The sequence below is a fragment of the Streptomyces sp. NPDC026377 genome (assembly GCF_055567715.1).
The window spans coordinates 154,509-175,166 of record NZ_JBVHPV010000004.1 but is presented as its reverse complement, the minus strand read 5'-3'; the positions used below and the strand labels follow the sequence as shown (position 1 = coordinate 175,166).

Annotated in this window: 14 protein-coding genes and 1 tRNA gene; 3 read left to right on the top strand and 12 right to left on the bottom strand. The window is 69.7% G+C overall.

Annotation, left to right across the window (positions count from 1 at the left end):
- Positions 1-99: 99 nt before the first annotated feature.
- Together ACZ4MU_RS11100 and ACZ4MU_RS11095 are read right to left on the bottom strand one after the other, a co-directional pair.
- Positions 100-1,905 carry a bifunctional metallophosphatase/5'-nucleotidase gene (locus tag ACZ4MU_RS11100; RefSeq protein WP_467873945.1) on the bottom strand — a complete coding sequence of 602 codons (1,806 nt, stop codon included), beginning with the start codon at positions 1,903-1,905 and terminating at the stop codon, positions 100-102.
- Positions 1,906-2,162: 257 nt separating this feature from the next.
- Positions 2,163-3,890 carry an NPCBM/NEW2 domain-containing protein gene (locus ACZ4MU_RS11095; protein WP_467873943.1) on the bottom strand — a complete coding sequence of 576 codons (1,728 nt, stop codon included), beginning with the start codon at positions 3,888-3,890 and terminating at the stop codon, positions 2,163-2,165.
- Between the two features lie 239 nt (positions 3,891-4,129).
- Here ACZ4MU_RS11095 and pyk point away from each other — a divergent pair, with 239 nt between their 5' ends.
- Complete coding sequence (gene pyk, locus ACZ4MU_RS11090; RefSeq protein WP_467873940.1) at positions 4,130-5,563, top strand: pyruvate kinase; 1,434 nt, start codon at positions 4,130-4,132, stop codon at positions 5,561-5,563.
- A gap of 34 nt (positions 5,564-5,597) precedes the next feature.
- On the opposite strand, the gene ACZ4MU_RS11085 is transcribed toward pyk, so the two are convergent.
- Together ACZ4MU_RS11085 and ACZ4MU_RS11080 are read right to left on the bottom strand one after the other, a co-directional pair.
- Positions 5,598-6,386 carry a helix-turn-helix domain-containing protein gene (locus ACZ4MU_RS11085; protein ID WP_467873937.1) on the bottom strand — a complete coding sequence of 263 codons (789 nt, stop codon included), beginning with the start codon at positions 6,384-6,386 and terminating at the stop codon, positions 5,598-5,600.
- A 107-nt stretch (positions 6,387-6,493) separates the two neighbouring features.
- Positions 6,494-6,568 (bottom strand) — tRNA-Leu (locus ACZ4MU_RS11080).
- Between the two features lie 100 nt (positions 6,569-6,668).
- Here ACZ4MU_RS11080 and ACZ4MU_RS11075 point away from each other — a divergent pair.
- A complete protein-coding gene (locus ACZ4MU_RS11075) occupies positions 6,669-7,319 on the top strand; it encodes an ANTAR domain-containing response regulator (RefSeq protein WP_467873934.1) in 651 nt (216 codons plus the stop codon).
- Between the two features lie 116 nt (positions 7,320-7,435).
- Here ACZ4MU_RS11075 and ACZ4MU_RS11070 read toward each other — a convergent pair whose 3' ends face one another.
- From ACZ4MU_RS11070 to ACZ4MU_RS11035, 8 genes are all read right to left on the bottom strand, one after another.
- A complete protein-coding gene (locus ACZ4MU_RS11070; RefSeq protein ID WP_358835145.1) occupies positions 7,436-8,152 on the bottom strand; it encodes an ABC transporter ATP-binding protein in 717 nt (238 codons plus the stop codon).
- Positions 8,149-9,234 carry an ABC transporter ATP-binding protein gene (locus ACZ4MU_RS11065; protein WP_467873931.1) on the bottom strand — a complete coding sequence of 362 codons (1,086 nt, stop codon included), beginning with the start codon at positions 9,232-9,234 and terminating at the stop codon, positions 8,149-8,151. Before ACZ4MU_RS11065 ends, ACZ4MU_RS11070 begins: the two co-directional genes overlap by 4 nt.
- Positions 9,235-9,239: 5 nt before the next feature.
- On the bottom strand, positions 9,240-11,030 hold the full coding sequence (locus ACZ4MU_RS11060; protein WP_467873929.1) for a branched-chain amino acid ABC transporter permease: 1,791 nt from the start codon (positions 11,028-11,030) through the stop codon (positions 9,240-9,242).
- Positions 11,031-11,035: 5 nt separating this feature from the next.
- On the bottom strand, positions 11,036-11,968 hold the full coding sequence (locus ACZ4MU_RS11055) for a branched-chain amino acid ABC transporter permease (RefSeq protein ID WP_358835142.1): 933 nt from the start codon (positions 11,966-11,968) through the stop codon (positions 11,036-11,038).
- A gap of 204 nt (positions 11,969-12,172) precedes the next feature.
- Positions 12,173-13,399 (bottom strand): branched-chain amino acid ABC transporter substrate-binding protein, encoded by a 1,227-nt coding sequence (locus ACZ4MU_RS11050; protein WP_467873927.1) that lies wholly within the window; start codon positions 13,397-13,399, stop codon positions 12,173-12,175.
- A gap of 533 nt (positions 13,400-13,932) precedes the next feature.
- The gene (locus ACZ4MU_RS11045; protein WP_467873924.1) at positions 13,933-14,361 is read right to left on the bottom strand and encodes a hypothetical protein; all 429 of its coding nucleotides are present in this window, start codon (positions 14,359-14,361) and stop codon (positions 13,933-13,935) included.
- A gap of 412 nt (positions 14,362-14,773) precedes the next feature.
- A complete protein-coding gene (locus ACZ4MU_RS11040) occupies positions 14,774-15,241 on the bottom strand; it encodes a PaaI family thioesterase (RefSeq protein WP_467873922.1) in 468 nt (155 codons plus the stop codon).
- 119 nt (positions 15,242-15,360) lie between these two features.
- Complete coding sequence (locus tag ACZ4MU_RS11035) at positions 15,361-17,643, bottom strand: FdhF/YdeP family oxidoreductase (protein ID WP_467873919.1); 2,283 nt, start codon at positions 17,641-17,643, stop codon at positions 15,361-15,363.
- A gap of 132 nt (positions 17,644-17,775) precedes the next feature.
- Here ACZ4MU_RS11035 and polA point away from each other — a divergent pair, with 132 nt between their 5' ends.
- On the top strand, positions 17,776-20,484 hold the full coding sequence (gene polA / locus ACZ4MU_RS11030; protein ID WP_467873917.1) for a DNA polymerase I: 2,709 nt from the start codon (positions 17,776-17,778) through the stop codon (positions 20,482-20,484).
- Positions 20,485-20,658 lie beyond the last annotated feature (174 nt).

Genomic DNA, 20,658 nt, shown 5'->3' with positions numbered 1-20,658 from the left:
GCGCGGGCGCGGGCTTCACCCGGCGTGGCGGGCCGCCCCCGTCCTCCCAGGAGGCGCGGGGAACCGCGCGACCAGCCCCCACGACCCGCACACGAGGGCCTAGAAGACAGGCACCCCGTCCCGGACCAGCTTCCAGTCCACGGAAGCGAACGAGGCGGGGTCCACCACCCCCTTCGCCTTCACCCACGCGATGATCGTGTTCCGGATCTCCTCGGAGTTCGCCCACACCTGCTTCGCCCCGGCGACATGCGGGAAGTTGCCGCCCCCGTTGGCCCGGTAGTTGTTGACGGCGAGCACGAACTGCGCGGCCGGGTCCAGCGGCTTGCCCTGGAAGGACAGGTTCACGATCCGGGAACCGGCCGGCTTCGCGATGTCGATGTCGTACACCAGCCCCGACACCGCGTCATAGTTGTAGTCGGGTGTGTTGTCCGCGTTCGTCAGCTTCGCCGGGTCCACCGGTGCCCCGGCCGGCGTCTGCGCGTAGTACCGCGCCGAGAACTCCAGGTAGTCCTTGAGCTGCGCCCCTGTCAGCACCCGGGCTTCCAGCGTGTTCTCGAACGGGTAGAGGCCGGCCGCGTCCTTGATGGTGACCTGCCCCGCCGGGATGACGGCCGTGCGCGAGAAGCAGGAGGCCTGCGACAGCACCGGCAGCGCCGCGTACGCGCCGCCCGCGAGCGCCGCCTTGACCGTGTCCACCTGGACCGCGTTGATCAGGTCGATGATCGGCTCGTCCTTCCAGGCCGCCTCGGCGGTGCTCATCGCCGCCTTCGACGTGCCGATGACCTGGTTGACGTACGCCACGACCTTACGGTGCTCGTCGGAGAGCAGGCGGACGATCTTCGGGTCCTCGGCGGCGGCGTTGGAGTTCAGGACCTTCGCCCCCGCCCTCTCGACCGTCCAGCGGCCCCTCTCCCACACCAGGTCGAAGTCGAAGACGGTCAGCCGCTGCCCCCACTTCAGCGGCTCGGAGAGCACGACCTCCTTGCCGGTCTCCTTGTTCGCCACCCGGTACTCGGGAATCTCCGTGTGCGCGTGCCCGACCAGGATCGCGTCGATCCCCGGCACCTGCTGGGCCACCAGCGCGGCCGCGTTCTCGATGTACGGCAGCTGGTCACCGTAGGAGGAGGTGCCGGAGGAGCCCGAGTGGGCCGCCACGACCACCACGTCCGCGCCCATCGAGCGCAGCCTCGGCACCCACTTCGCGGCCTGCTCCTCAAGGCCGGGGAAGACCATCCTGCCGCTGACGTTGGCCTTGTCCCAGATGGCGATGCCGGGGTTGGTCAGACCGAGGACCGCGACCTTCACGTCCCGCCCGTGCGGGGTGCGCAGCCGCTTGATGACGTACGGCTGGAAGGCCGGCTTCAGGGTCTTGGCGTCCAGCGCGTTGGCGCCGAGCAGCGGGAAGTCGCACTGCTCCTCGAACTTGCGCAGCACCGGGATGCCGTAGTTGAACTCGTGGTTGCCCAGGGCGGCGGCGTGGTAGCCGATCGCGTTCATGGCCTGCGCCATCGGGTGGACCGGGCCGTGCTTGGCCGTGATCGGGTCGACCTTGGCGTAGTAGTACGACAGCTGGGTGCCCTGGATGGTGTCACCCGCGTCGATCATGAGGGTGTTGTGGCGGCCCTTCTCCTTGCGGACCTGCTCGACGAGCGTGGAGATCTTGGCGAGGCCGACGTCGTTGTGGGCCTTGTCGTCGAACTCCTTGTCCGTGAAGTAGTCCCAGTTGAAGACGTTGCCGTGCAGGTCGGTGGTGCCCATGACGCTGAACGAGTACCGCTTCGGCGCGTGGCCGTGCCCGTGCCCGCGCTCATGGGCCTCGGCGGGGGCCGCGACGCCCCCGGCTATGGCCGCACCGGCCCCGGCGGCGGCCGTGGTGCCCAGGAACGTCCTACGGTTCAGCGGCATGTGATGCACTCCCTGACGAGGTGTTACGCGCGTAGACGTCCTCGACGCGCGTAGAAGGTCGAGAGGATTTTGGCGCAGAACCGGCCATCCGCAACACCCCTGGCGGGTTTCGATCGGATGACCACGAAAAAACGTCCGGTCCCGAGCGGACTCCACCCGGGACCGGACGTATCTACCTGGGGGGCGCGGGGCCATGTCACGGGGCCGCGTCGGCGCGACCAGCCCCCACCGCCCCACCCCGCCCCTCCGGACGGGCGCTAGGCACAGACAAGCCGCGCCCCGCCCCAGTCGGCGTGGTCGAAGTCGACCCCGTCCCCGGCGTCGGTGACGACCAGCCGCAGCCTGGCGCCACCCCTGAGATCGGCGGTGAGGTGGCTGGGCGGGTCGGCGGCGGTCCGCACCCCGCTGTCGGCGGCCAGTGTGCCGTCCCGCCAGATCTGGAACCGGACGGACCCCCGGCTCACCGACTCGTCGTCGACACCCACGTCGACCCCGAGCGAGGAGCAGCGGCCGCCGAGGTGGTAGGTGATCTCGCTCGGCGCGTGGGTGCCGAGGCCCTTGGCGTACGCCGTGCCGCCGATGGTCAGCGTGCGCCCGTCGCCCGCCGCCTGCTCCCCGTTGCTGCGGTCGCGCTCCACCGGGCCCCAGCCGCCGGCCGCCGAGATCCACGGCAGATCGCTCAGCTGGCTCGTGCCGGTCGGCGGCGGCACCGGACTGCCCGGCGTCACCCGGAACATGACCGTGCCGTGCGCGGGCACCGACGCCCCGATGGCGCCGGAGGTGGTGCTGGTGGCCTTGGACCACAGGTCCTTCAGCGCGTACGAGGACGCCCCGCCGATGCCGATGTCCTGCGCCGTCGTGGAGACCGTCCTGGCCGATGCGGTCTCGTTGGTGAGCGTCACCGAACGGCCGCCGTCGGCCAGCGGCTTGGACATCACCACGAGACCGCCGGAGCTGGAGACGACCGTGCCCTGCCGGCCCAGCGGGTCCTGGTCCACCGCGATCACATCGGTGTTCTTGAGGATGGCGAGCGTCGAGGGGCTCGCGGTGCGCAGATCGCTGCCGATCAGCAGCGGCGCGGCCATCTGCGACCAGAGGCTGAAGTGGGTGCGGTACTCGGTGTCGCTCATCCCGCCGTTGCCGACCTCCAGCATGTCGGGGTCGTTCCAGGCGCCCGGCCGGGCGTACGGCGCCAGGGGCTGGTTCTGGTGGGCGATGGAGATCATGCTCGACCAGGAGTCGCTGATGTCCCCGGTGGTCCGCCAGGAGTTGCCGATGGCCGGGGCCCAGGTCCAGGGCTGGTTGGAGCCCCATTCGCAGATGCTGTAGAGGATCGGGCGGCCGGTGGCGCGGGAGGCCGCCGCCAGCGCGTCACCCATGGCCCGGTAGCGCTGCCTGGCGTCGACACCGGCATTGTTGCAGTTGTCGTACTTGAGGTAGTCCACGCCCCAGGAGGCCCACAGGTTCGCGTCCTGCTGCTCGTGGCCGAGACCGCCGGGGAAGCCCTGCGGATCACAGGTCTTGGTGCCCGCGCTGGAATAGAGGCCGAACTTCAGGCCCTTGGCGTGCACATAATCGGCCACGGCCTTGATGCCGTGCGGGAAGCGCACCGGGTCCGGGACGAGGTTGCCGCTCGCGTCCCTGTTCGGCAGGGCCCAGCAGTCGTCCAGGTTGACGTAGGTGTACCCGGCGTCCTTGAGGCCCTGCGAGACGAAGGTGTCGGCGATGCCTTTGACCATGGCCTCGTTGAACTCGGCACGGCAGTGCGTGGAGTTCCAGTTGTTGAACCCCATCTGCGGGGTCCGGGCGAGCCCGTTGTCCACGGTCGCCACGGAGGGCGCGGGGGAGGGCGCTGCGGTGGCGGGCGGCGCCGCCGTGGCGGTGAGGGCGACCAGGCCGCCCGCGAGGAGGGGGAGGGCGGCGAGCGCGGCGCCGGCCCGTTTGCTGGCTGTGCTGAGCCTGGTGAGTCCTCTGAGCGATGACATGTGCGGCTCCGTCGAGGTAGGGATGCCGAATTCAACGAGCTCAAACGAAAACGAACATATTCCAGCGTCGGGACTCGAACATGTCAAGGGTTTGCGCGGGGTCCGGAACAGGGCGCCGCCCGCTCATCGGAGCGCCCCGGCGCACAATTCAACAGTTGTCAATAACCCTTCATGCAAAGGTTGTTGAGTAGTCACGCCGGACCAATTCTCTACCGGCCGGTAAGCCCTAGGCTCGAAGCATGCGTCGAGCAAAGATCGTCTGTACCCTGGGGCCCGCCACCGACACGTACGACCAGATCAAAGCCCTGGTCGAGGCCGGAATGGACGTGGCCCGCTTCAACCTCAGCCACGGCACGTACGCGGACCACGAAGAGCGCTACCACCGTGTGCGCAAAGCCGCCGACGAGACGGGCCACAGCGTCGGAGTGCTCGCCGACCTTCAAGGCCCGAAGATCCGCCTCGGACGTTTCCGCGAAGGCCCCGTACTGCTTGAACGCGGCGACGAGTTCACCATCACCGTGGAGAACATCGAAGGCGACCGCCACACCTGCGGCACCACCTACTCCGGCCTCGCCGACGACGTCACCACCGGCGAGCGCATCCTCGTCGACGACGGCAAAGTCGCCCTGGAAGTCGTCGGCGTCGAAGGCCCGCGCGTGCGCACCCGCGTCGTCGAGGGCGGCATGGTCTCCGACCACAAGGGCCTCAACCTCCCCGGCGTCGCCGTCTCCGTACCCGCGCTCTCCGAGAAGGACGTCGACGACCTGCGCTGGGCCCTGCGCACCGGCGCCGACGTCATCGCGCTCTCCTTCGTCCGCAGCGGCCGCGACATCGAGGACGTCCACCGCGTCATGGACGAGGAGGGCCGCCGCGTCCCCGTGATCGCCAAGATCGAAAAGCCGCAGGCCGTCGACAACATCGACGACATCGTGGCCGCCTTCGACGGAATCATGGTGGCGCGCGGCGACCTGGGCGTCGAAATGCCCCTCGAACAGGTCCCGATCGTCCAGAAGCGGGCCATCAAGCTCGCCAAGCGCAACGCCAAGCCCGTCATCGTCGCCACCCAGATGCTCGACTCGATGATCGACAACTCCCGCCCCACCAGGGCCGAGGCCAGCGACGTGGCCAACGCCGTCATCGACGGCACGGACGCGGTGATGCTCTCCGGCGAGACGAGCGTCGGCAAGTACCCGGTCGAGACCGTCCGCACGATGAGCCGCATCGTCGAGGCGGCCGAGGAAGACGTACTCGCCAAGGGCCTGCCCCCGCTCACCGAGCGCAGCAAGCCCCGCACCCAGGGCGGCGCGGTGGCCCGCGCGGCAGCCGAGATGGGCGACTTCCTCAACGCCAAATACCTCGTCGCCTTCACCCAGTCAGGCGACACGGTCAAGCGCCTCTCCCGCTACCGCTCCCCGATCCCGCTCCTCGCCTTCACCCCCGACCCCGCCACCCGCTCCCAGCTCAACCTCACCTGGGGCGTGGAGGCCTTCCTCGGGCCGCACGTGGAGTCGACGGACGCGATGGTGGCGCAGGTCGACGAACAGCTCCTGAAGATCGGCCGCTGCCGGCGCGGCGACATCGTGGTCATCACGGCGGGCTCCCCGCCCGGGGTCGCGGGCTCGACCAACCTGGTCCGCGTCCACCACATCGGCGAGGCGGACAGCCTGAAGTAGCGCCAGGTCCCCCGGAGTCCGAGACTCCGGGGGGTCAGTGCTTGGGGCCGATGTGGCTGTCCATGAGGGCTACGGAGTCGCGGCGGGCGATCGAGACGTTCCACGCGGTGGGCGAGCGGCGGGAGCACTTCCAGGCGACTCCGAGCCGATCCAGGGTGGCGGTGAGCAGGTCGATGATGTCGGCGGAGGAATTGGTGAAGAAGTACCGGGGGTACTCGTAGCGCTTCTTCTCGCCCGCGACGAGCCGGGTTGCCCAGTTGGTGATCCGGCAGCCGTCGGAGTGGATGAGCCCTTTGACGAACTCCCACGGATGGGCGTCGACGATCTCCCGCTGCCAGGGTGCGAGCACGATGCGCCGCTCGTGTTTCCTGCCGGGGCCGTGTTGGGGGAAGAGGCAGTAGAGGTGCTTCGAGTAGATCGCCACTTGTCGGCAGCCCTGCCGCCGCACCTGGCTGACGCGGTTGGCGGGGAGTACCGCGCGCATCGCGTCCGCGCACTCCTCGATGAGTCCGGGCCAGGCGTCCGCGCAGGCGACGGAGAGCTTCGGAGCCCGCATGGCGCGGTTCTGGACGATGTGGCCGTCGCCGAGGTAGAGGCCGAGGAGATATGCGTACCCGGCCCGGTCGAGCTCCCCACCGTGGCAGCGCGGGCACTGCGGGCGGGGCGCGCCGAGGCACTCGCCGCGTCGGGCGCGGTCATCGTGCTTCCAGTGGCCGACCGTCCCGACGGGAACCCCCAGTCGGCGGGCGACATCGACGTTCCTCGCACCGTCGCGCAGCAGGGTGAGTGCCTGTTCTCGCACGCTCGGGCCATGAAAGTGCATGGGCGCAGTCTGCGGCGATGGCCCGCGACCACGAGCGGCTACGGCCGCTTTTTCACGAGAACGAGAAGGTCCACTTCGGAAATGCGACCTTGGAATCGAAGGAAAAGTGCCCCGGGTCGGACTCGAACCGACACTGTATGGGTTTTGAATCCATTGCCTGCTGCCAATTGGGCTACCGGGGCTCGCAGAATCAGAGGTTGCCTTTGACCCGCTGCGCGTCCACCATATCGCAGCTAGGTACGCTCTTGGGAAGCAGTGCCTGCCCCGCAACAAGGAGCCCCCGTGACCGCCCCCGAGTCGCCCCAGCCCGTCGCCGACGACGACAAGTCGCACGTCCCGCCGCTGACGACCCGTGTCGTCATCGCCGAGGACGAGGCCCTCATCCGCCTCGACCTCAAAGAGATGCTCGAAGAAGAGGGCTACGCGGTCGTCGGAGAGGCCGGGGACGGGCAGAAGGCCGTCGAGCTCGCCCGGGAGCACCGCCCCGACCTGGTCATCCTCGATGTGAAGATGCCGGTCCTCGACGGCATCTCGGCGGCCGAGCAGATCGCCAAGGAGTCCATCGCCCCGGTCCTGATGCTCACCGCCTTCTCGCAGCGCGACCTGGTGGAGCGGGCGCGGGACGCCGGGGCCATGGCGTATCTCGTGAAGCCGTTCTCCAAGAGCGACGTCGTGCCCGCGATCGAGATGGCGGTGTCCCGGTTCACGGAGCTGAAGGCGCTGGAGCAGGAGGTCGCGGACCTCTCCCAGCGTCTGGAGACGCGCAAGCTGGTCGACCGCGCGAAGTCGATCCTCCAGACGCAGTACGGGCTGACCGAGCCCGCCGCGTTCCGCTGGATCCAGAAGACGTCGATGGACCGGCGTCTGTCGATGCAGCAGGTGGCGGAGGCGGTCATCGAGGACGCGGAGGAGAAGAAGGCGGCGAAGGGGTAGGTCCGGCCCGGCCTTTGCCAGCGGGTGATCCGTGGCTTGTCGCGCGGTTCCCCGCGCCCCTCGACGCGTACGGGCCGCGCCACTCTTCGTGGCGCGGCCCGTACACGTAACCCTTGCTAGTCCTCGCCGAGGTACGTCTTGCGGACGTTCTCGTCGTGGAGGAGGTCCTGCCCGGAGCCGGAGAGCTTGATCTCGCCGACCTCCATCACATGGGCGTGGTCCGCCAGGGAGAGCGCGGCCTGGGCGTTCTGCTCGACGAGCAGGATCGTGGTGCCCTGGGCCTTCAGCTCGACGATGGTCTCCATGATCTTCTGCATCATGATCGGGGAGAGCCCCATCGACGGCTCGTCCAGCATCAGCAGCTTGGGCTGGGACATCAGGGCCCGGCCCATCGCGAGCATCTGCTGCTCGCCGCCGGAGAGCGTGCCGGCCGCCTGCTTGCGCCGCTCGCCCAGGATGGGGAACAGCTCGTACGCCCGCTGGATGTCCTTCTCGATGCCTTCCTTGTCGTTCCGCAGAAACGCTCCCAGCTGGAGGTTCTCGGCTATGGAAAGGCGCGGGAAGATGTGCCGGCCCTCGGGGGAGTGGGCCAGTCCCAGCGACACGATCTTGTGTGCGGGGATGTTGGCCAGGGGCTTCCCGTCGAAGGTGATCCGGCCGCCGGACGGCTTGAGCAGGCCCGACAGGGTCCGCAGGGTGGTGGTCTTGCCGGCGCCGTTGGTGCCGATGAGCGTGACGACCTGGCCCGCCTCGACGCTGAAGGAGATCCCCTTGACGGCCTCGATCTTGCCGTAGGCGACGCGGAGGTCCTCGACTTCCAGAAGAGCGGTCACTGGGAGTCTCCTTCGGTACGGGTCTTTCGTGGAGCGTCGGCGTCCGCATCGGCGCTGGCGTCGGCGTCCGCGTCGGCACGGGCGCCGGACTCGGCACCGGCCAGAGGGGCCTCGGCGTCGGCAGGGGCGGCCTCGGCACCGGCTGCCGGAGAGGTGTCGGCCGAAGGGGCCGCGGAAACGGCCTCGGCCGGGGCCGTCTCCGGAGAGACGGGGGCATCGGCGGAATGCCCGGCGGAATGCGCCGCCGCGGCCGCCGCCTCCACCTCCGCGACCTCCTCGCCCCCGGGCGCCCCCTCGAAGGGGGTGCCGAGGTATGCCGCGATGACGCGCTCGTCGCCCTGCACCACGTCGGACGTGCCCTCGACGAGCTTCTCGCCCTGGAGCAGCACCGTCACGCGGTCGCACAGGTTGAAGATGAAGCGCATGTCGTGCTCGATGACGAGGACGGCGATGCCCATGTCCCGGATCGCGAAGACCAGTTCCTCGGTGGCGCGGGTCTCCTGCGGGTTCATTCCGGCGGTCGGCTCGTCCAGGAGCAGCAGCCCCGGCTCGCTCGCCAGTGCCCGGGCGATCTCCAGCTTGCGCTGCTCGCCGTAGGGGAGGTTGCGGGCGAGGTGGTCCGCCTTGTGGGGCAGGCCGATGAACTCCAGGAGTTCCATGGCGCGTTCGCGGGACTTGGCCTCGGCCTTCTTGAAGCCGGGGCCGCGCAGCAGGGCGGACCAGAGGCCCTCCTTGGTGCGGGTGTGGCGGCCGACGAGCACGTTCTCCAGAACGGTCATGTTGGCGAAGAGCCGGATGTTCTGGAAGGTGCGGGCGATACCGGCCTGGGTGACCAGGTGCGGCTTGGGCGGCAGCACGGTGCCCTTGTAGGAGACCTTGCCCTCGGTGGGGACGTAGAGGCCGGTGAGGCAGTTGAAGAAGGTGGTCTTGCCGGCGCCGTTGGGGCCGATGAGACCGACGATCTCGCCGCTGTTGACGGTGAGGTCGACGTTGCGTACGGCGGTCAGTCCGCCGAACCGCATGGTGACGCCGGACGCCTGGAGCACGGGGCTGGGGGCGGTGGTGATGGTCTGTGCGGTCATCGTGGTTACGCCTCCGCCTTGGTGACGCCGACGGTGGTGTCCGGAAGGCCCTTTTCGGGGACGTCCAGTTGGCCGGTCTCGTGGAATTCGAGCTGGCGGCGCCGGTTGGCGACGATGCCCTCGGGGCGGAACCGCATCAGCAGGATGAGGGCGACGCCGAAGCCGAAGAGCTCGTACTCCTTGAGGAAGCTGAGCTTCTCGGGGATGAGGTAGAGCATCGAGGCGCCGAGCAGCGGGCCGCTGACGGTGCCCATGCCGCCGAGGACGACGGCCGCGAGCAGGAAGGCCGAGTTGGGCGGGGCGGCGCCGGCGAACTGGAAGGGTGTGGGTACCACGCTGTAGTTGACGTGGGCGAAGACCGTGCCCGCGAGTCCCGCGAGGGAGGCGCCGAGGGCGAAGGCGATGAGCTTGACGCGGAAGCCGTTGATGCCCATGGCGGTGGCGGCGGTCTCGTCCTCGCGGATGGCGATCCAGGAGCGGCCGATACGGGAGTTCGCGGCGCGGTTGAAGACGAGCACGATGAGGGCCGTGATCAGCAGCATCAGGAACAGGTAGTTGCCGAAGCGGCCGATGGTGCGTCCGGCGATGTCGTGTGCGGCGCCCAGGTTGAACCCGAAGATCTCCAGGTCGGGGATCTGGGAGATGCCGTTGGGGCCGTTGGTGAGGTTGGGACCGGAGTGGCCGTCGAGGTTGTTGACGGTGATTCGGAAGATTTCTCCGAAACCGAGGGTGACGATGGCCAGATAGTCGCCGCGCAGCCGCAGTGTTGGTGCGCCGATGATCACGCCGAAGACGAGTGAGGCGCCCATGCCGATCAGTGCGGCGGCCCAGAACGGGACCTGCACCCCGGAGAAGCGGGAGAACTCGGAGCCGGAGACCAGCGCGGCGGCGTAGGCGCCGACGCCGAGGAAGGCCACGTAACCGAGGTCGAGCAGTCCGGTGAGACCGACGACGATGTTGAGGCCGAGGGCGACGGTGCCGAAGATGAGGATGTTGGCGCCGAGGTTGGCGTTGTGGTCCTCGCTCTGGGTGAAGGGGAAGATCACGGCGGCGAGGAAGACCGCGGTGGTGGCGAATCCCTTGTGCCGGGCGTTGAGTTCGGTGAACCGGTCGAAGAGACCGGCGGCGAACAGCGCCATGGAGGCGAAGAGGACCAGGAGCAGCAGGCCGATGAAGGTCTCGCTCTCCTCGTCGTCGATGCCGATGCCGTACGTGAAGACGACCAGGCCGAGCGCGGTGGCCAGGGAGATGATCAGCCGCTGGACCCAGCTGGGGGCGGGCGCGGCGGCCGGGATGTGGTCGGGCTTGGCGATGTGGTCGCGCAGCGAGCGGCCGGGGCGGGGCAGCGCGAGCGCGCCGGCGACGGGCAGCAGGGAGGCGGCGGCCGCGACGAAGGCGCCGGGCTCCAGGTTGGCGAGGCCGCCGAGGTCGTAGGCGATGGCGATCGCGGTGTACCAGACGACGGCGAACGCGGAGACCGCGGCGAGCAGTACCGGGTTGTTGGAGCCGCCGGGGTTGACCCAGCCCAGGCCCCGCACGCCGTAGCCCGCGAGGGCGTAGAGCAGGGTGAGCGCGCCGGCGATGAGGGTGAGGGTCTGGAGGCCGGCCGGGTAGCCGGTGACGGTGAGGTCGCCGGGGAACTCGGAGGTCCAGGTCCAGGCGAGGAAGGTGGAGGCGATGGTGGCGGCGGCGCCGGCCGCGACGAGCAGCCGGGCGGCGGACGCGGGCAGCGGGAGGATGCCGCGCGGTTCGGCCGCGGGGGCGGCCTTGCTGCTGGTGGTGGTGCTGGTGGTCATGTGGATCACGCCCTGTCCGCGACGCGTTCGCCCACCAGGCCTTGTGGCCTGAAGAGCAGGACGAGGATGAGGAGGACGAACGCCCAGACGTTGGCCCAGCCGGAGCCGCCGAGCTGCTGCATCCCGGGGACGTCGGAGATGTAGGCGCTGGCCATGGTCTCGGCGAGGCCGAGGACCACGCCGCCGATCATGGCGCCGTAGATGTTGCCGATGCCGCCGAGGACGGCGGCGGTGAACGCCTTGAGGCCGGCCTGGAAGCCCATCTCGTACTTGATGGAGCCGTACTTCAGGCCCCAGGCGACACCCGCGACGGCGGCGAAGATGCCGCCGATGGCGAACGCGATCATGATGATCCGGTTGGTGTCGATGCCCATGAGCTGGGCGGTGTCCGGGTCCTGCGCGGTGGCCTGCATGGCGCGGCCGGTGCGCGAGGAGCGGACGAAGAGCGCGAGCGCCGCCATGCAGAGCGGGGCGGCGGTGATCAGGAAGATGTCACCGGAGCCGAAGGTGATCGAGCCGACGTGGAACGGTCCGCCCGGGAGCTGCGGGAACGGTTCGTCGTTCTTGGCCTTGGGGTACCAGTTGAAGACCGCCTGCTGGAGCGCGAGCGAGAGGCCGATCGCGGTGATCAGCGGCGCCAGGCGTGGCGCGCCGCGCAGTGGCCGGTAGGCGAAGCGTTCCGCCCCCAGGGCGATGAGCACGGAGACGAGTGCGCCGCCGATGAGCATCAGGGGGAGGGCTATCCACATGGATATGCCGTCGGGCAGCACGTAGAGGTAGACCGTGAGTCCGCCGAAGGCGCCGGTCATGAAGATCTCGCCGTGGGCGAAGTTGATGAGCTGGACGATGCCGTACACCATCGTGTAGCCGATGGCGATCAGCCCGTACATCGAGCCGAGGAGCAGCCCGTTGGCCAGCTGTTGCGGCAGGGTGTGCACCGCATGGCCTCCATGTGGATGGGGAGTGAGTGCAAGGGGAGTAGACGTCGGGCCGCGCGGTAGACGGTTGCCGTGGCCGCGCGGCCCTGTTGTCGTGCGGGTGGAGCGGTGATGCGGGTGCTGCGGTGATGCGGGTGGAACGGGTGGGGCTGGTGGAGCGGCCGGAGCGGGTGGTGGTCCGGGTCGTACAGGAGCGGGCTGGGGTCAGCCGGCGTTGTACGTGCCGCTCTTCACGGCCTTCCACTTGCCGTTGGTGACCTGGTAGACGGTCAGCTGCTTGTTGGTGGTGTCACCGAACTCGTCGAACGAGACCTTGCCGGCGATGCCCTCGAAGTTGGTCTTCTGGACCTCGGCGACGACCTGCTGGCGGGCGTCGGCCGGGACCTTGCCGTCCTTCACCACGTTGCCGACGGCCTTGATGATCGCGGTGGCCGCGTCGTACGAGTAGCCGCCGTAGGTGCCGTAGTCGCCCGGGTACTTCTTGTCCTTGTACTTCTGGATGAAGTCCTTGGCGGCCTGGAGGGTGTCGACCGGGACGCCGACGGAGGTCGCGAGGTCGCCCTCGCCCGCCTTGCCGGCGGTGGTGATGAAGGTGTCGCTGTAGATGCCGTCACCGCCGAAGAGCGGGATCTTCGCGCCGGAGTCCTTGAGCTGCTTGGTGACGATCTGCGCCTCGTCGTACTGGCCGCCGTAGTAGACCAGGTCCGCACCCGAGTTCTTGATCTTGGTGACGAGGGTGGCGAAGTCCTTGTCGCCCACGTTGACGTGGTCCTCGCCCGCGACCTTGCCGCCGGCCTTGGTGAAGCCCTGCTTGAAGAGCGCGGCCAGACCGGCGCCGTAGGTCTGCTTGTCGTCGACGACGAAGACGTTCTTCTTCTTCATCGTGTTGACCGCGTAGTCCGCCGCGAAGCCGCCCTGGATGGCGTCGGTGGTGGCGGTGCGGAAGTACGTCTTGAACGGGCGGGTCTTGTTCCCGGCCGCCCAGTCCTTGCCCTGGGTCAGGGTGGGGTTGGTGTTCGAGGGAGAGATCTCGACCAGGTTGGCGTTGGCGAACACCTGCTGCATCGTCTGGGCGACGCCCGAGTTCAGCGGGCCGACCACACCGAGGACGTCCTTGTTCGCGACGAGCGCCGTGGCGTTCTGCTGACCGGTCGGCGGCAGCGCCTTGTCGTCCAGTGCCTTGACCGCGAATTTGACGCCCGGGACGAGGTTCTTCGCGTTGGCGTCGTCGACGGCTATCTGCACGCCGTACTGGATGCCGAGGCCGGTGGCGGAGTTCTGGCCGGTGAGCGGGGCGTCGACACCGATGACCACGGTCGTCGTCTTGCCGCCGCCCTCGTCGTCCTTCTTGTCGCGCGAACCGCACGCGGTGAGGGTGAGAGCCCCCGTGGTGAGCACGGTGGTGAGTATGAGCAAGGAACGGTGTCGCACGATATGTCCTCTCCCTGGCGCGACGCCTCCGCTGAGGCGCCGTGTGACTCGCCGGGCCGTACTGGGGTTGGTACAGGGGCCGTGCAGCAGACGCGCCCGGCGGCGCGGTGACTGGCCGTGACTCTAGGCGCAGGTGGCGGAGTCGGGGACCAGGGAAGGTCAGGATGTGACTTTCTTGTTATGACGAGCGGACACGCCGGGGGGAGCTCTGTGGACAGATGGGGGCATTGGTACGCCCGAAGAGTGCCCACATACTGAGAATCCCCAGTTCCGCTAAGGGGCTTGAGCCGATCTTGCTACTGACAGGGGGGTTTGTCGGGGGTACCCGCCCCACCTGCGGCGTTGCCCCTGTCCCGGATTTTCGTAATGATCTTGTGAATGCGGCCCGGAAGCGCGGATCCCGTTCATCCCTTTCGCCCGAGTTACGGAGCGTTACGATCGGGAGTGGCCGGAAGGGTCGTGTGGCCCCGTCCCGGACGCGACACGGACTGGGTGCGATACGGACTGGACGCGCTACGGACTGGGCGCGGCCCCTAGTGGCGGCCACCCCCCATCGCCCCGTGGCGCGCGGTGCACTGTTCCCGTGCCTGGCGGTCTATGAGCCGCAACGCGGCGTCGGCGCCGTGCGCGCGCTGCTCGTCCCGGGCCGCGGCCACGATCCGCTCGTGGATCGCGTGCTGGTCGATCGAGAACCCCTTCTGCTCCCAGTCGAGCCCCGACCAGCGGTTGCTCTGGATCACGGCCCGGGCCCAGTACCCGACCAACTGCCGGCAGTCCTCTTCGGGGGTGCTGGTGGTGGGGGCAGGGACGGGTGTGACGACAGTGGCGCGCGATCCCGCAGAAGAACACCCGACGACCCCGCCACCGATGAGAAGCGCCCCGGCGGCGAGCACACCGACCCCGAACCGGAGCGGAATGTACCGCCGCGCGACGGGGTGTCCGATTCCCGATGGGCTCACCATGACGGGAACGGTAGGGGGTCACGATCGGTGACACAACTGGGGGGAGGGGGTGGGGTTTTGGGGACGGTGGGCTGTTGATCGGGGATCGTCTGCGGGCCGGTGGGTGGCTGCTCGCACAGTTCCCCGCGCCCCCGGAAGGCGCCTCCGGGTGATGCGGAATCCGGCCTCTCGGGCGGGGGCACTTCAGGGCCTCCCGCGTTTGAGGAGGGGGTCCGGGGCGGAGCCCCGACCCTTCAGGGGCGCGGGGAACTGCGCGACCAGCCCCCACGGGCCCCCAGGTGATCACGAAGCGGGGTGCAGGGCCGCCAAGCCCCGCAACGGGGGTCCGGGGGCGCAGCCCCCGGGAAACCCGCCTCCACCCCCGCCCACCCCCGGAGGGCTGAGGGAAGGGGTGGGGCGGGGGCAAAACCCCTCACCCCCGCGGCACCTCCGCATCCCGCAACAAACAAGTAAGCCGAGCCGAACACACCCGCTTACCATCCTCATCCGTGATCACGATCTCGTACGTCGCCGTGGACCGCCCCCGATGCACCGGCGTAGCCACCCCCGTGACCAGCCCACTCCGCACCCCCCGGTGATGCGTGCAGTTCAGGTCGACCCCCACCGCGATCTTGGTGATCCCCCCGTGCAGCATCGCCCCCACGGAGCCGAGCGTCTCCGCCAGCACGGCCGACGCCCCGCCGTGCAGCAGCCCGTACGGCTGGGTGTTGCCCTCCACCGGCATCGTGCCGACGACCCGCTCCGCCGACGCCTCCAGGACCTCCACGCCCATCCGGGTGCCCAGGTGCCCCGCGGAAAAGAGCGCGGGCAGGTCGATGCCCAGCGCCGCGTACTCGTCGACGACCCCCTGCGGGAACTTCACCTTGCTCTGCTCACCCATGGCGCGGGACTCCGATCGTGGTGGTCCGGTTCCGTCTCCGTGGCCCCCTGGCCACGCCGACCTGTCTGAACTGCCTGAACGGTCGGGCCGGCCAACTGCCCGACTGTCTGAGCGAACGCTTAGACGGTCGCCGATTGTTCCAGACGCACGACCACGGACTTGCTGGCAGGGGTGTTGCTGGTGTCCGCCGTGGAGTCCAGCGGCACCAGGACGTTGGTCTCCGGGTAGTACGCCGCCGCGCACCCCCGCGGCGTCGGGTAGTGCACGACGCGGAATCCCGGCGCCCGCCGCTCCACCCCGTCCGTCCATTCGCTGACCAGGTCCGCGTACGCACCGTCCGCGAAGCCCAGTTCCCGCCCGTCCTCCGGGTTCACCAGGACCACCCGGCGCCCGCCCTTGATGCCCCGGTAGCGGTCGTCCAGGCCGTAGATCGTGGTGTTGTACTGGTCGTGCGAGCGCAGGGTCTGCAGGAGCAGCCGGCCCTCGGGCACCCTCGGATACTCCACCGGCGCCGCCGTGAAGTTGGCCTTGCCGGTCGCGGTGGGGAAGCGGCGCTCGTCGCGCGGCCCGTGCGGCAGCCGGAAGCCGCCGGGCTTCGCCACGCGCGCGTTGAAGTCCTCGAAGCCCGGGACCACGCGCGCGATACGGTCGCGGATCCTCGCGTAGTCCTTCTCGAACTCCTCCCACTCCGTCTTCGACGCCGCCCCGAGCGTGGCGCGCGCGAGGCGGGCGACGATGGCGGGCTCGGAGAGCAGATGCGGGCTCGCGGGCTTCAGGTTGCCGCGCGAGGAGTGCACCAGTCCCATCGAGTCCTCGACGGTGACGAACTGCTTGCCGCTCTTCTGCACGTCCTTGTCGGTGCGCCCGAGCGTCGGCAGGATCAGCGCGCGCCGGCCGGTGACCGCGTGGGAGCGGTTGAGCTTGGTCGACACATGGACGGTGAGCGAGGCGCGGCGCATCGCGGCCTCGGTGACCTCGGTGTCGGGCGTGGCGCCCACGAAGTTGCCGCCCATCGCGAAGAACACCTTGGCCCTGCCGTCGCGGAGAGCCTCGATGGAGCGGACGACGTCATAGCCGTGGTGGCGCGGCGGCGCGAAGCCGAACTCCTTCTCCAGGGCGTCGAGGAACGCGGGCGCGGGCCGCTCGAAGATGCCCATGGTGCGGTCGCCCTGCACGTTCGAATGGCCGCGCACCGGGCAGACCCCGGCGCCGGTGCGGCCGATGTTGCCGCGCAGCAGAAGGAAGTTGACCACTTCCCGGATGGTCGCGACCGCGTGCTTGTGCTGGGTGAGGCCCATCGCCCAGCAGACGATGGTGCGCCGGGAGGCGAGCGCCATGGTCAGCGCCTGCTCGATCTCCGCGCGCGTCAGGCCCGTCGCGGCCAGCGTCTCGTCCCAGTCGGCGGCCCGGGCCGCCTCGGCGAACTCCTCGTACCCATGGGTGTGTTCGCGGACGAACAGCTCGTCCACGGCGCCCTCGGTCTCCACGATCATCTTGTTGAGCAGGCGGAAGAGCGCCTGGTCGCCGCCGATGCGGATCTGCAGGAAGAGGTCGTTGAGCTTCTGGCCGCCGAGCGCCAGCCCCTTGGCGGTCTGCGGGTTCTTGAAGCGCTCCATGCCCGCCTCGGGCAGCGGGTTCACCGAAATGATCTTCGCGCCCGCCCGCTTGGCCTCCTCCAGGGCGGAGAGCATCCGGGGGTGGTTGGTGCCCGGGTTCTGCCCGGCGACGATGATCAGGTCGGCCTGGTGCAGGTCCTCCAGGGAGACGCTGCCCTTGCCGATGCCGATGGTCTCGGTGAGCGCCGAGCCGGACGACTCGTGGCACATGTTGGAGCAGTCCGGCAGGTTGTTCGTGCCGAACTCGCGCGCGAAGAGCTGGAGCAGGAACGCGGCCTCGTTGCTGGTGCGCCCGGAGGTGTAGAAGAGCGCCTCGTCCGGCGAGTCCAGCGCCTTCAGCTCGTCCGCGATGATCTCGAACGCCCGCTCCCAGGTCACCGCCTCGTACCGGTCGGCGCCCTCCGGCAGGTACATCGGCTGGGTGATCCGGCCCTGCTGTCCCAGCCAGTACCCACTGCGGCCCGCGAGGTCCTGGAGGGGATGCGCGGCGAAGAAGTCCGGGGTGACGCGGCGCAGCGTCGCCTCCTCGGCGACCGCCTTCGCCCCGTTCTCGCAGAACTCCGCCACGTGCCGCTTGTCGCCCTCCGGCCAGGCGCACCCCGGACAGTCGAAGCCGTCCTTCTGGTTGACCTTCAGGAGCGTCCGCGTCGCCCGGGCCACGCCCATCTGCTGCTGGGCCACCAGCGCCGTGTACCCGATCGCGGGCAGCCCGGCGGCGGCATGCTGGGGCGGCTCGACCTGCGGCGCGTCCTGGACCGGGTCCCCTGCGGGCGGCTTGGTGGCCATGGCGCTCCCCTTCGAGCGACGTGTGCGATACGTACGGTTCCGATCCTGTCACGGACCACTGACAACGGTCCCGGCACGGTCCCCGCTCCGCACTGGCGGGGATTGTCAGTGGGGCGTGGCAGGATCGGGGACGTGGCTGAGACGGCATCGAAGAAGACCCCTGACAACCGACCGCGCCTGCTCCTCATGGACGGGCACTCCCTGGCGTACCGGGCGTTCTTCGCGCTGCCCGCGGAGAATTTCACGACCGGGGCGGGTCAGCCGACCAACGCCGTGTACGGCTTCATGTCGATGCTGGCGAACACGCTGCGTGACGAGACGCCCACGCATTTCGCGGTGGCGTTCGACGTGTCGCGCAAGACCTGGCGCGCCGAGGAGTTCCCGGAGTACAAGGCGAACCGCTCCAAGACCCCCGACGAGTTCCGCGGCCAGGTCGAGCTGATCGGCGAGCTCCTGGACGCGATGAACGCGCCGCGCTTCGCGACCGAGGGCTTCGAGGCCGACGACGTCATCGCGACGCTCGCCACCCAGGCCGAGGCCGAGGGCTTCGAGGTGCTCATCGTCACCGGCGACCGCGACTCCTTCCAGCTGGTCTCCGAGCACGTGACCGTGCTCTACCCCACCAAGGGCGTCTCCGAGCTGACCCGCTTCACCCCGGAGAAGGTCGAGGAGAAGTACGGCCTGACCCCTCAGCAGTATCCGGACTTCGCGGCGCTGCGCGGCGACCCGTCCGACAACCTGCCGGGCATCCCGGGCGTGGGCGAGAAGACCGCCGCGAAGTGGATCAACCAGTTCGGCTCCTTCGAGCAGCTGGTCGCGCGCGCGGACGAGGTCAAGGGCAAGGCCGGGCAGAACTTCAGGGACCACCTGGAGTCCGTCAGCCTCAACCGCCGCCTCACCGAGATGGTGCGCGATGTGGAGCTCCCCAAGGGCCCCGCCGACCTGGAGCGCCTGCCGTACGACCGTACGGCGCTGATCGGCGTCCTGGACGTGCTGGAGATCCGCAACGCGTCGCTGCGCGAGCGGCTGCTCGCGGTCGACCCGGGCGCGGGCGAGCAGGAGGCCCCGGCCCCCGCCGCCGGCGTGGAGCTGGACGGCGCGGTGCTGGGCGCGGGCGAGCTCGCCCCCTGGCTCGCCGAGCACGGCTCGGGACCGCTGGGCCTGGCCACCGTCGACGCCTGGGCGCTGGGCACCGGCAGTGTGAGCGAGATCGCGCTGGCCGCCGCCGACGGTCCCGCCGCCTGGTTCGACCCCTCCGAGCTCGACGAGGCGGACGAGCGCGCCTTCGCCGCCTGGATCGCGGACGCCGCAAGGCCGAAGGTCCTGCACAACGCCAAGGCCGCGATGCGGGTCTTCCCCGAGCACGGCTGGAGCGTCGCGGGCGTCACCATGGACACGGCGCTCGCCGCGTATCTGGTCAAGCCCGGCCGCCGTTCCTTCGCCCTGGACGCGCTGGCCGTGGAGTACCTGGGCCGCGAGCTCGCCCCGGCGGCCGTCGACGGACAGCTCGCCTTCGGCAGCGACGACCAGGCCGAGGCCGAGGCCCTGATGACCCAGGCGCGCGCGGTCCTGGACCTGGGGGAGGCCTTCACCGAGCGGCTCAAGGAGGTCGGCGCGGCCGACCTGCTCCACGACGTGGAGCTGCCCACCTCGGCCCTCCTCGCCAAGATGGAGCGATACGGCATCGCGGCCGACCGCCCCCATCTGGAGGCGATGGAGCAGCAGTTCGCGGGGGCGGTGCAGCAGGCCGTGAAGGAGGCCCACGCCTCGGTGGGCCACGAGTTCAACCTGGGCTCGCCCAAGCAGCTCCAGGAAGTCCTCTTCGGCGAGCTCGCCCTGCCCAGGACCAAGAAGACCAAGACGGGCTACACGACGGACGCAGACGCGCTGGCGTGGCTGGCCGCCCAGACCGAGCACGAGCTGCCGGTCATCATGCTGCGCCACCGCGAGCAGGCGAAGCTGCGCGTCACCGTCGAGGGTCTGATCAAGACCGTCGCCGCGGACGGCCGCATCCACACCACCTTCAACCAGACGGTGGCCGCGACCGGCCGCCTCTCCTCCACCGACCCCAACCTCCAGAACATTCCGGTGCGTACGGACGAGGGCCGCGCCATCCGCCGCGGCTTCGTGGTCGGCGAGGGCTTCGAGTCGCTGCTCACCGCCGACTACAGCCAGATCGAGCTTCGGGTGATGGCCCACCTCTCGGAGGACGCGGGCCTCATCGAGGCCTTCACCTCGGGCGAGGACCTGCACACCACGGTCGCGTCCCAGGTCTTCGGCGTCGACAAGACCCAGGTCGATCCGGAGATGCGCCGCAAGATCAAGGCCATGTCCTACGGCCTCGCCTACGGCCTCTCCGCGTTCGGCCTCTCCCAGCAGCTGAACATCGAGGCGGCCGAGGCGCGCGGCCTGATGGACACCTTCTTCGAGCGCTTCGGCGGCGTACGGGACTACCTCCAGCGGGTGGTGGAGGAGGCCAGGGCGACCGGATACACGGAGACGATGCTGGGCCGCCGCCGCTATCTGCCGGACCTCAACAGCGACAACCGCCAGCGCCGCGAGATGGCCGAGCGGATGGCGCTCAACGCCCCTATCCAGGGCACGGCGGCGGACATCGTCAAGGTCGCCATGCTGCGGGTGGACCGGGCACTGACCGAGGCGGCGCTCGACTCCCGGCTGCTGCTCCAGGTGCACGACGAAATCGTCCTGGAGATCGCCCCGGGCGAGCGCGAGAAGGTCGAGGCCCTGGTCCGCCGGGAGATGGCCTCGGCGGTGTCGCTGCGCGCCCCGCTGGACGTGTCGGTGGGCGCGGGCGCGGACTGGGAGTCCGCCGCGCACTGACAGGGGGCCCGGAGGGACGGGCCGCGAAGGACCTGCCCGCCGGGAGCCGCATCCGGCGGGCAGGCCGCCGCGCGGCAGCCGCCGGGCGGCGCCCCGGGTGCGGTGGCCCAGCGGTAGCCCATGGTGGCGTCGAGCGGAAACCGATTCTTCGCCATATCCGGGATATCCGGGGCG